The sequence below is a fragment of the Anaerolineae bacterium genome, assembly GCA_013178015.1.
Lineage (GTDB): Bacteria > Chloroflexota > Anaerolineae > DRVO01 > DRVO01 > Ch71.
In genome coordinates this window covers 1-10,694 of record JABLXR010000081.1, presented here as the reverse complement: position 1 = coordinate 10,694, position 10,694 = coordinate 1, and the positions used below count along the sequence as shown (strand labels likewise).

The following is a 10,694-nucleotide window of genomic DNA, read 5'->3' as shown; positions in this document are numbered from 1 at the left end:
CCTGGCCCTCAACCTCCTGCGCTCCCTAGGCTTCCCCCTTGTCCCCGACGCCATCCGTCACCTGCGTCTCCACCCTGAAGCCAGCCTCGCCCTCCTCACCCAACCATAGGAGGGTTGAAAAGCCCTGCGGAGAGGGGAAGACGGGGAGACGCGGAGAGGGGGAGAGGGGGAGACAGGGAGACGGGGAGAGCGGCGACAGACAGCAGGACACGATCAGCAGTCTCCGCATCTCCCCCTCTCCCCCTCTCCCCCTCTCATCCGCGATCTCTACGGCGAGATCCCTGGGGAGGTGGGGTTGAGTCAGACGAGTGCGAACGGCGCGGGCGATGTGCTGGTGCGGCTGCGTCGGCTTGAGGGGCAGGTGCGTGGACTGCAGCGGCTAGTACAAGAGGGCAGGGACTGCGCCGAGGTGATCACCCAGTACCTGGCGGCCAGGGCGGCCCTGGATGAGATCGGGGCCCGGCTGGTGGATGCCGAGATCGGCCGGTGCCTGCCGGGTCGGGACCCCGAGGCCGAACGGGTGCGCGAGATGCTTCGCCTTCTCCTCAAGGTGAGGGGGTGAGGTCCCTCACGCAGCACCGGCCGCCAGGGTGGCATAGTAGTAGGCCAGCGGCCCCACGAATAGCAGCGTATCTAGCCGGTCGAGCATTCCCCCGTGCCCGGGGAACAGCGAACCCGAGTCCTTGACTCCCACCTGGCGCTTGACCATGGAGATGATGAGGTCGCCGAAGGGGCAGACCACTCCCACGAGCAGGCCGATGGCCAACCCATGTCGGACAGCCAGCCCGCCCGCCCAGGCCAAGGCAGCTCCGCCCAGTAACGCAGAGAGCAAGCCCACCAGGGCACCGACCCAGGTCTTGTTGGGGCTAAGGTGGGGCGCCAGCTTGGCCCGGCCCCATTGGCGGCCTCCCAGGTAGGCCCCGGTGTCGCTCACCCAGACGGTGACGACGGCCAGGACCAGCCAGCTCAGCCCGTGGGGCAGCAGCCTCAGGGAGACTAGGTGGGAGCCCAAGTACCCTACGTAGAAGGACGAAAGCGCGCTGAAGGCCCAAGCTTCGGTGCGAGTGGGGCTGTGGGCGTGAAATACGTACCAGATGGCCCAGCCCAGGAGGAGTGCCGCCAGCAGGGCCGGGCGGAAGCGCCCGTGGGTAGCTCCGGCTTCGAGAGCCAGGACGGCGGCTGCTGCCGCGCATAGGGGCGGGGGCACCTGATGCCCGGCGCGGAGGCCCAGGCGGGCGAACTCGTATGCCCCTGCCCCCAAGGCCAGCGTCACCAGGGCAGTGAGCCAGGGGTGCCCCAGCCAGGCGGCCACAGCGACGATGGGCAGGGCGACGGCCGCAGTCATGACTCGGGTGAGCAGCATGGTGGTACCAGGCGGTTCCCGGCTAGCGGCGAGCCGTGGCCGGGGACTTGGACGATAGGCCTCCGAAGCGCCGCTCGCGGCGGGAGTAGCTGCTGAGGGCGCGGTAGAGCTCGTCGCGGTCGAAGTCGGGCCAGAGGACGGGGCTGATGTAGTACTCGGAGTAGGCTGACTCCCAGATCATGAAGTTCGAAGTGCGGAACTCGTTGCCCGTGCGGATGATAAGGTCGGGCTCGGGCAGGTCAGCGGTATCCAAGTAGGAGGTGATCAACTCCTCTGTCACCGCTTGGGGTGGCACGCCTTCGGCGATGATCCGGCGAACAGCCCGCACGATCTCATCGCGACCTCCGTAATCGAACGCCACCGTCAGAGTGATGCGCTGATTGTTCTGGGTGAGAGCGATCGCGTGCAGGACGCGCTCCCGCAGTGAGTCGGGAAGCCGGTCTAGCTTGCCGATGTGACGTAAGCGGACCTGATTCTGGTGCAGTTCGGGAAGCCACCGGTCCAGCGACTCGCCCACCAGCTGCATGAGGGCGCTGACCTCGTCCTGGGGCCGCACCCAGTTCTCGGTTGAGAAGGCCCAGATGGTGAGGTAGCGCACGCCGAACTCCACGGCGGCTTCCAGCAGGGGCCTGATGTTGCGGGTGCCGGCCCGGTGGCCGGCGGCGCGCGGAAGGCCCCGTTGCCGGGCCCAGCGGCCGTTGCCGTCCATGATGATGCCGACGTGGGCGGGGATATTCTCGATCGGCGGGTATTCCGCCAAGGACGCCTCCTCGGTGAGCAGCACCTAGTAGCTAGCGGATGGTGATACGTGATGAGCGACTAGTGGTGCCGGGCACAGGTCACGCATCCCGCTTCCCTGTCCACTCACCACTGTCCGCTAGACCTGCAGGATCTCCTGCTCCTTCTCCTTGCCCACCTCTTCCAGGCGCTTGATGTACTCGTCGGTGAGCTTCTGGAGTTGGTCGCGACTCTGGTAGAAGTCGTCCTCGGTTATCTCCTTCTCGTTCTGTAACTCCCTCAAGTCATTGAGGGCGTCGCGACGGACGTTGCGTATAGCGACGCGGCCCTCCTCGACGCGGCGATGGACTTGCCTGACCAATTCGCGCCTCCGTTCCTCGGTGAGGGCAGGAATACTGAGGCGAATGACCTGTCCATCGTTGTTGGGGGTAAGCCCCAGATCGCTTGCCAGGATGGCCCGTTCGATGGCTCCGAGGATGTTTCTCTCCCAGGGCCGGATGAGTAGCTGGGTGGGCTCGGGAACGGAGATGCTGGCAAGCTGCTGCAGCGGCGTGGGGCTCCCGTAGTAGTCCACCCGGACGCGATCGAGGAGTGCGGGAGACGCTCTGCCGGTTCGGATCGAGGCCAGGTCGGCGCGGAGCGACTCGATGGCGGCCTCCATGCGGCCGCGGGCCTCGCGCTCAACATCATCTATCATGGATGCAACCCTCCGCGTTAGGGGACTTGCGACTGCGGTGCTAGCTCCGGATGGTGGTGCCGATCTGCTCCCCTCGGACCACCCGCTCGATGCTGTTAGGTTGCCACAGGTCCACGACCACGATGGGCAGTTCATTCTCCATGCACAAGGAGAGAGCGGTGCTGTCGAGGACGCCAACGCGCATGTTCAGGGCATCAATGTAGGAGAGCGTGTCGAAGCGCCTAGCCTGGGGGTTGACCATGGGGTCCTCGGAGTAGACGGCGTCCACCTTGGTGGCCTTGATCAGAACCTCGGCCCCGATCTCCATGGCCCTGAGGGCAGCGGCGGTGTCGGTGGTAAAGTATGGATTGCCGGTGCCAGCTCCGATGATGACCACCCGGCCACGTTCGAGATGGCTGATGGCCCGGAGCCGGATGTATGGCTCCGCGATGGCGGTCATCTCGATGGCTGTCTGTACCCGTGTCTCCAGACCCAGGCGCTCCAGCGCATCCCGCAGGGCCAGAGCGTTCATGACGGTGGCCAGCATGCCCATGTGATCGGCTGTGGAACGCTCCATGCCGTGGGCCAGCCCATCCCGCCCGCGCCAGATGTTGCCGGCACCGGGAACGATGGCCACCTGCACCCCGAGGTCTCGCACGGCCTTGATCTTGTTTGCGACCTCCTCTGCCATGTGAGGGTCGATGCCGAAGCCCTCCGGGCCTGCCAGAGCCTCGCCACCGATCTTGAGGAGCACGCGCTTGTACCGTACCGGAGCCAATGGAGCCTCCCAGCGAAAGCCCCGCCGGCCGGCGGGGCTTCACTTGCTGCGTGAGTCTACTCGCTCCCGCCGACCTCAAAGCGCACAAATCGGCGGACCACGATGTTCTCGCCCAACTGGGCAATCTTCTGCTTGATCAGGTCGGCGATGGTAATGTCCGGATCCCTGAAGTAGGGCTGGCGAAGCAAGCAATACTGATCGTAGAACTTCGCCAGTCGCCCCTCGATGATCCGATCCACGATTCTTTCGGACTTGCCCTCCGCCAGGGCTTCGCGCCGGTAGGTGTCCTTCTCGATGTCCACCACCTCAGTAGGCACATCTTCGGCGCTGATCCAACGCGGGCTAGCCGCCACCACTTGCATGGCTAGGTCGTGGGCCAGCTCCTGGAACTCGTCGGTGCGAGCCACGAAGTCCGTCTCGCAGTTGAGCTCGACCAGGGCAGCAAGCCGGCTTCCAGTGTGAATGTAGGACCCGATGGTCCCCTCGTTGGCGGCCCGTCCTGCCTTCTTCTCGGCAGCGGCCAGCCCCTTCTTCCGCAGGTAGTCGGCGGCCTGGGCGATGTCGCCGGCGCAGGCCTCCAGTGCCTTGCGGCAGTCCAGTACTCCGGCGCCGGTAGCTTGACGTAACTCTTTCACCATCTCAGCAGTTGTGGCCAATGGGGTACCTTCCTTCGTCAAAGACTGGGCACAGATCGGACCGAGCGCTGCTACACCTCGTCGTCTTCATACTCGGAGGCTACATCCAGGTCGTCCGCGTCGCTCTCGGGCAGCTCTTCATAGTCCTCGTCGAGTTCGTAATCCTCGTCCTCCTCCAGTTCGTACTCCTCTGCCTCATCGAAGTCGAGGTCCACTTCCTCGGCTAGTTCGGCCTCTTCCTCGATCTCGAACTCGGGGACGAACACAGGCTCCACAGGCTCACCCTCTTCGTCATAGGGGATGGCCTCGTGCTCCAGCTCGGCCTCCTCCGCCTCGCCAGCGGCGGCCTCCCGTGCCTGGCGGCCCTCGAGGACGGCGTCAGCCATCAGTGAGGTCATCAGGCCGATGGCTCGGATGGCGTCGTCGTTGGAGGGGATGACCAGGTCAATGGGGTCAGGGTCCGAGTTGGTGTCCACCATGCCGATGATGGGCACGCCCAGGCGGTTAGCCTCGGTGATGGCGATGTCCTCCCGGTGCACGTCCACTACGAAGAGCGTGTCCGGTAGCCTCTCCAGGGTACGCAGACCGTCGAAGCGGCGGTGGAGGCGCTGCAGCTCACGCTCGAGGGCGACGGCTTCTTTCTTGGGCAGCCGCTCGATCTCCCCCCGTTCGAATCTCTCCTCTAGCCGCTTCATGGCTGCGATGCGGCTCCGGATGGTGACGAAGTTGGTTAGAGTGCCGCCCAGCCAACGCTGATTGACATAGGGCATCCCGCAGCGCTCAGCCTCTGCCTGGATGCTCTCCTGGGCCTGTCGCTTGGTGCCTACGAAGAGAAGCACTCCCCCTCTGGCCACCAAGTCGCGTACCATGTCAGTGGCCTGGGAGATGGCCTTCAGCGTCTGTTGCAGGTCAATGATGTGAATACCGTTGCGCTCGGTGAATATGTACGGCTTCATCTTCGGGTTCCACCGGCGAGTGCGGTGGCCGAAGTGCACACCGGCTTCCAGGAGCGCCTTCATGCTGACGTTTGCCACTACCGTTCCTCCTGCGTTGTTTCCTCCACTTCCTTCATCCGGCGAACGGACCGCGAGAGCGGCACGCCCGGCACCGTCCGGAAGTGTGTGAGATTCGCAAGGGACAATTGTACCAGAGCTGCCACCGATGCACCAACGCGCCCGGCGCGGGGACTCCGCGGGGGTTATCAGACTTGGGCGGCGGAAGGGCTGCTTCTTTGCCGAAGACTGGGGGGCCCCAAGGCGCAGCGGAGAGGGGCAGGCAACGGCGCCTGGTGCACCTTGCGTCGAGGAGGGCGCGGGCCCACGCGCGCTGTCCCCAAGTGCTTGCCGCGCCTGGGGACCCGGACTGCTCAGGAGGAGGCTGGAACCTGCCAGGATGCTAGCGCCTTGCCCTCGTAGCCGGCCGGAGAGCCTCCCTTGAGAGACGGTGAGGAAGCCACCTGCGCCCGTCTGCCGCTCGCGACTGCCATCCGAACGCGCCCGGCGCCTTGATCCCGAACTGGTTCGCTCTGGCTTGTGTCGGCCCTTTTGGCTAGAATGCGAGCGTAGTGCCTGCTGTACCCGCCCGGGCAAGCTCCCGGGCGGGTGGGCATCGGGCGCTGGTAGTCGGCCGGGCAGCCGGCAAGTCCACGGGACGAGGGAAAAGGGGATGGTGAGGGTCGGCATCATTGGCGCCACCGGATACACCGGGAATGAGCTCCTCAAGAGCTTCGCCCTGCACCCCGAGGTAGAGGTTGGTTTCTGTACCTCGGAGAGCTACGCGGGCCAGAAGTACTCCGAGGCTTTCCCGTGTCCATACGAGCATACGCTAATCAAGGCCGAGGATGCCGACATCTCGAGCGTGGATGTGGCCTTTCTCTGTCTCCCTCACGGGGTGTCCGTTGACATGGTGCGGCGGGTCAGGGATGCCGGGGTGCGGGCCATAGACCTAAGCGCTGATTTCCGTCTGCAGGACCCATCCGCTTACCAGAGGTGGTACAACCACGAACACTCTGCCCCTGAAATGCTGCCCGAGGCGGTTTTCGGGCTCCCCGAGGTGTATCGCCGCCGGATCGCCGGCGCCGATCTGGTGGCCAACCCGGGGTGCTACCCTACCAGTGTCATCCTGGGGCTGCGGCCTCTGGCCGCGGCTGGGGCCATCGCCGACCGGCGTATCATCGTGGACTCGAAGACAGGCGTCTCTGGCGCTGGCCGCGGGCTGAGCCTTACCACCCATTTCGTCGAGGTGAATGAGAACCTGGCTCCCTACAACATTGGCTACCGGCACCGACACATTAGTGAGATGGAGCAGGAGCTCGATGCTGCCGGTGGTGGACCGTACGAGATTACCTTCTCTCCCCACCTGCTTCCGGTTACGCGAGGGATACTGTCCACCATGTACGTGTGGCTTGGTTCGGGTTGGGACCTGGGCCGGGTGCGCGCGCTGTACGAGGAGACGTACGCTGGCGAGCCCTTCGTGCACGTGCTGCCCGATGGCAAGCTGGCCACGCTGGCCCATGTAAACTATACCAACCGCTGCGTGATCTCCCTCTCGTCCGTACGTGAGGGGCAGTTGATCGTGTGCTCCGCCATAGATAACCTGGTGAAGGGGGCGTCCGGCCAGGCGGTGCAGAACATGAACATCATGTTTGGCCTGGACGAGCGGCTGGGCCTGATCGGCTGACGGGGCCCATCCCACCCGAGGGGGAGGCAGGCAAGTGAGCTACCTGGTGACCGTCACGGGAAACATCGCCACCGAGGAGCTGGGAGTCATTCTCCCTCATGAGCACATCGTCACCGATCTGCGCCCGCCGGACACGCCGGGCTTCGGCCAGGTCGAGGCGGACGATGTGGTGGCGGTGATGAGGTCGCACCTAGAGTCGGCCCGTGAGGCGGGTGTGACGGCCGTCATCGAGTGTACGCCCTTGGGAGTAGGGCGGAACGTAGCCGCCCTCGTTGCTCTCTCCAAGGCCACTGGCTTTCCGATCGTAGCCAGCGCCGGTGTGTACCGGGATGAGTTGATGCCCGGTTGGATCCGATCCATGTCGGATGCGGATCTGGATCGGTGGCTGCGCTCAGAAGTGACCGAAGGTATGGACGGCAGCGAGGTAGTGGGAGGGTTCATAAAGCTGGCGGTAACGAACGTCGGCATCACTCCGCTGGAGCAAAGGGTCCTGCGCGCGGCCGGTCGGGTGGGCGCCGAGCTGGGAGTGACGGTGGCGATCCACACCGTCTCCGGCAGTCTGGCGGTTCAGGAGGCCAACATTCTAACCGCGGAGGGGCTGCCTCCGGAGCGGTACGTGTGGGTGCATGCCCAGAACGAGCCCGACATGGGCTACCACCGGGCCATCGGGGAGCGTGGCTGCTACCTGGAGTATGACGGCATTCGGGCGGGCACCGACCTAGAAGCCTACGTGGAGCGGATCAGGGCCGTGTGCGACTGGGGGCTGCAGGAACGAGTGCTGCTATCCCAGGATGCGGGCTGGTATCGGCCTGGGGAGCCCCACGGAGGCGACCAGCGACCGTTCGACTTCTTGTCGCGCTTCTTTCTGCCTCTGCTCCGGGAGCAAGGCTTCTCGGCGGAGGACGTGAGGATGTTTTCCGACACCAATCCCAAGAGGGCTTTCGGTCGTGGATAGCGTAGTCATCAAGGTAGGCGGGAACGAGCTGGACGATGCCGCCTTCCTGGATAGGTTCATCGCCGTTCTGGTGCGGATGACGGATCCCCGGCCGGTGCTGGTGCACGGGGGCGGCAAGGAGATAGCCGCCCTGCAGAAACAGCTCGGCTTGCAGCCCGCCTTCGTGGACGGGCTACGAGTGACGGACGCCGAATCGCTCCGGGTGGCCGAGATGGTGCTTTCGGGCACAGTAAACAAGCGCCTGGTGGCCCGGCTGGTGGCTGCCGGGGCAGCAGCGGTGGGCCTCAGCGGCGTGGACCTGGGGCTGATCCGGGTCGAGAAGATGCGCCACAGCGCGGGGGATCTGGGATTCGTGGGGGCGGTCAAAGAGGTCAATGCCCGAGGGCTGCAGTCACTACTGACCGCTGGGCTGTTGCCGGTGATCTCCCCCATCTCGCTCGGCCTCGACGGCGGCACGTATAACGTCAATGCCGATCACGCCGCGCTGGGAATCGCCCGGGGCCTGGGCGCCCGATCGCTGCTGCTGGTGACCAACGTTGCCGGCGTGATGGCAGGAGGCCAGGTGCTCGAGCGTCTCGGGGCAGCTCAGGCCCAGGCTCTGATCGCGGACGGTACCATCAGTGGTGGCATGGTGCCCAAGGTGCGGTCGGCCCTGGAGGCAGTCGAGGCGGGAGTGCCGGAGGCGATCATCACCGACGTCGGCGGCCTGGAGATCATCGCCACCGGAGGCCGGGCCGGCACCGCGGTAGTGCAGGGATGACCGCACGAGCGGTCACAACTGCTGCCGCTACGTGAGGGAGGGACATTGAGCCTACGCGACGAAGTCATTGCTCTGGAGAACCGATACATCGTCCAGACCTACCGACGATCCGATTTCGTGCTGGACCGGGGCGAAGGGGTCTATCTCTACGACACCGACGGCAACCGCTATCTGGACTTCTCCGCCGGCATCGCCGTCAACGCTCTCGGCTACGGCGATCCCGAGATCATGCAGGTCATCCAAGATCAGGCGGGCAGGTACTTCCACGTCTCCAACTTGTACCACATGGAGCCCATGGCCAGGCTGGCCCAGTCTCTCGCCGATCTGTCTTTTGGGGATCGCGTCTTCTTCTGCAACTCGGGTGCCGAGGCCAACGAGGGCGCTTTCAAGTTCGCCCGGAAGTGGGGGCGCCGGGACGGGGCGGACCGCTACGAGATTGTGGCTTTCACCGGGGCCTTTCACGGCCGAACCTTCGGAGCCTTGGCGGCCACCCCGCGAGAGCAGTATCAGGCGCCCTTCCGGCCCCTCATCGGGGGTGTGAGTGTAGCCCGCTTCAACGATCTGGACTCGGCTGAGAGAGCGGTTACCTCCAAGACCTGCGCCATCGTGGTGGAACCCATCCAGGGTGAGGGAGGCATCAACGTAGCGGATGGCGAGTTCATCCGGGGGCTGCGGCGGCTGTGCGACGATCGGGGCTTGCTGCTGATCGTGGACGAGGTTCAGTGCGGGTTAGGGCGCACGGGCCGGCTCTGGGCTTATCAGCAGTACGGCATCGAGCCGGACATGATGACCCTGGCTAAGCCCCTGGGAGGGGGACTGCCCATGGGCGCGGTGGTGGTCACCGAGGACGTGGCTTCGGTAATCGAGCCGGGCGATCACGGCAGCACGTTCGCTGCCAACGCCCTCATCTCCCGGGTGGCCCAGGTGGTGGTGCGCCGAGTGTCAGACGAAGGCTTCCTGGCGCACGTGCGGGATGTGGGTGGCTACCTGGGCGAGCAACTGCGGTTGCTGGCCGAGCGCAAGCCGAACGTAGTCGAGGTGCGGGGTATGGGGCTGATGTGGGCCTTGGAGCTGACCGACGAGGCGGCCCCTTACGTGAGCAAGGGCTACCGTGAGGGGGCGATAATGCTCGTGGCCGGCCCCAGGGTACTGCGGCTCCTACCGCCCCTGGTGATTGGCAAGGAGCACGTGGACGAGATGATCGCCATACTGGACCGGGTGTTGCCGGACCAGGGCTAGGCGGAGTAGGCGTGGCTCAAGCGGTCAAGGAAGTGGGAGGACTCCAGCCGAGGTCGCTGACCGGTGGAGAGGTGCTGCGACCGGCCAGGATTGCCGATGCTCCCCAGATCCAGCGGCTGGTCAACCGGTACGCTTCGCAGGGTCTCATGCTGCCCAAGTCCCTGAACCAGGTGCTGCAGGGCATACGGGACTTCCTGGTGGTAGTTAGAGGCAGGGAGGTGCAGGCCTGCGGAGCGCTGCACCTGCTCTGGAGCGACTTGGCCGAGGTGCGCTCGCTCGCCGTTCTGGAGGAGCGTCAGGGCAACGGACTGGGTAGGGAGATCGTTGGCGCTCTGTTGCAGCAAGCTTCCGCCTTGGGCATTCCCCGGGTGTTCGCCTTGACCTACCAGCGCCCCTTCTTCGAGCGCTTAGGGTTCCGGCACATAGACCGGGGTGACCTTCCCCGCAAGATCTGGGTGGACTGCATAGACTGCCTCAAGTTCCCCGATTGCGACGAAGAGGGCGTGATCATCGAGCTCCCGACCGAGGGGGCAGAGCCCCGCTCGGATGGCCTGCGCAAGGCCCTGGTGGGGGACGTGGATCAGATCGTGGCCATCGTCAACGGCCATGCGGCCCAGGGGCGGATGCTGGCCCGCTCGCGCAGTCACGTGTACCAGAACCTGCGGGACTTCACCGTATTCGCGGAGGATGGCAGCGTGATCGCCTGCGGCGCTCTGCACGTGCTCTGGGATGACCTCGCCGAGGTGCGTGCGGTGGCGGTAGCGCCTGAGCGCATGGGGCAGGGCTTTGGCAGCGCGGTGGTGAGAGGGCTGCTGGAGGATGCGCGGGGGCTGGGCCTTCCTGGGATCTTCGCCTTCACGTACGAGAGAGC

General features: G+C 65.3%; 12 protein-coding genes. 6 read left to right on the top strand and 6 right to left on the bottom strand.

Features of this window, described 5'->3' with window-relative positions; translation table 11 throughout:
• Positions 1-277: 277 nt before the first annotated feature.
• Positions 278-562 (top strand): metal-sensitive transcriptional regulator, encoded by a 285-nt coding sequence (locus tag HPY83_19020; protein NPV10043.1) that lies wholly within the window; start codon positions 278-280, stop codon positions 560-562.
• 6 nt (positions 563-568) lie between these two features.
• On the opposite strand, the gene HPY83_19015 is transcribed toward HPY83_19020, so the two are convergent.
• The 6 genes from HPY83_19015 to rpsB all read right to left on the bottom strand — a co-directional run bounded on the left by HPY83_19015 (position 569) and on the right by rpsB (position 5,224).
• Positions 569-1,363, bottom strand: coding sequence for a phosphatidate cytidylyltransferase (locus HPY83_19015; protein NPV10042.1), 795 nt, complete (start codon positions 1,361-1,363; stop codon positions 569-571).
• Positions 1,364-1,385: 22 nt separating this feature from the next.
• Positions 1,386-2,096, bottom strand: a complete 711-nt coding sequence (gene uppS / locus HPY83_19010; protein NPV10041.1) for a di-trans,poly-cis-decaprenylcistransferase — start codon at positions 2,094-2,096, stop codon at positions 1,386-1,388.
• 144 nt (positions 2,097-2,240) lie between these two features.
• On the bottom strand, positions 2,241-2,798 hold the full coding sequence (frr, locus tag HPY83_19005) for a ribosome recycling factor (GenBank protein ID NPV10040.1): 558 nt from the start codon (positions 2,796-2,798) through the stop codon (positions 2,241-2,243).
• A 40-nt stretch (positions 2,799-2,838) separates the two neighbouring features.
• The gene (locus HPY83_19000) at positions 2,839-3,555 is read right to left on the bottom strand and encodes a UMP kinase (GenBank protein NPV10039.1); all 717 of its coding nucleotides are present in this window, start codon (positions 3,553-3,555) and stop codon (positions 2,839-2,841) included.
• A gap of 56 nt (positions 3,556-3,611) precedes the next feature.
• Positions 3,612-4,211, bottom strand: coding sequence for a translation elongation factor Ts (gene tsf / locus HPY83_18995; GenBank protein NPV10038.1), 600 nt, complete (start codon positions 4,209-4,211; stop codon positions 3,612-3,614).
• Positions 4,212-4,261: 50 nt separating this feature from the next.
• A complete protein-coding gene (gene rpsB, locus HPY83_18990; GenBank protein NPV10037.1) occupies positions 4,262-5,224 on the bottom strand; it encodes a 30S ribosomal protein S2 in 963 nt (320 codons plus the stop codon).
• Between the two features lie 631 nt (positions 5,225-5,855).
• On the opposite strand from rpsB, the gene HPY83_18985 reads away from it, so the two are divergent.
• The 5 genes from HPY83_18985 to HPY83_18965 all read left to right on the top strand — a co-directional run.
• Complete coding sequence (locus HPY83_18985) at positions 5,856-6,869, top strand: N-acetyl-gamma-glutamyl-phosphate reductase (protein NPV10036.1); 1,014 nt, start codon at positions 5,856-5,858, stop codon at positions 6,867-6,869.
• A gap of 34 nt (positions 6,870-6,903) precedes the next feature.
• Positions 6,904-7,824, top strand: a complete 921-nt coding sequence (locus HPY83_18980; GenBank protein NPV10035.1) for an esterase — start codon at positions 6,904-6,906, stop codon at positions 7,822-7,824.
• On the top strand, positions 7,796-8,584 hold the full coding sequence (gene argB / locus HPY83_18975; GenBank protein NPV10034.1) for an acetylglutamate kinase: 789 nt from the start codon (positions 7,796-7,798) through the stop codon (positions 8,582-8,584). Before HPY83_18980 ends, argB begins: the two co-directional genes overlap by 29 nt.
• Before the next feature lie 45 nt (positions 8,585-8,629).
• A complete protein-coding gene (locus HPY83_18970) occupies positions 8,630-9,823 on the top strand; it encodes an aspartate aminotransferase family protein (protein NPV10033.1) in 1,194 nt (397 codons plus the stop codon).
• Positions 9,824-9,834: 11 nt separating this feature from the next.
• Positions 9,835-10,694, top strand: an 860-nt coding sequence (locus HPY83_18965) for an N-acetyltransferase (protein ID NPV10032.1), incomplete at its 3' end; no start/stop codon positions are given.

Excerpts from the sequence above, each read along its gene's own strand:
- HPY83_19015 (NPV10042.1), bottom strand. The coding sequence starts at position 1,363 with ATGCTGCTCACCCGAGTCATGACTGCGGCCGTCGCCCTGCCCATCGTC.
- frr (NPV10040.1), bottom strand. The coding sequence starts at position 2,798 with ATGATAGATGATGTTGAGCGCGAGGCCCGCGGCCGCATGGAGGCCGCC.
- HPY83_18985 (NPV10036.1), top strand. The coding sequence starts at position 5,856 with ATGGTGAGGGTCGGCATCATTGGCGCCACCGGATACACCGGGAATGAG.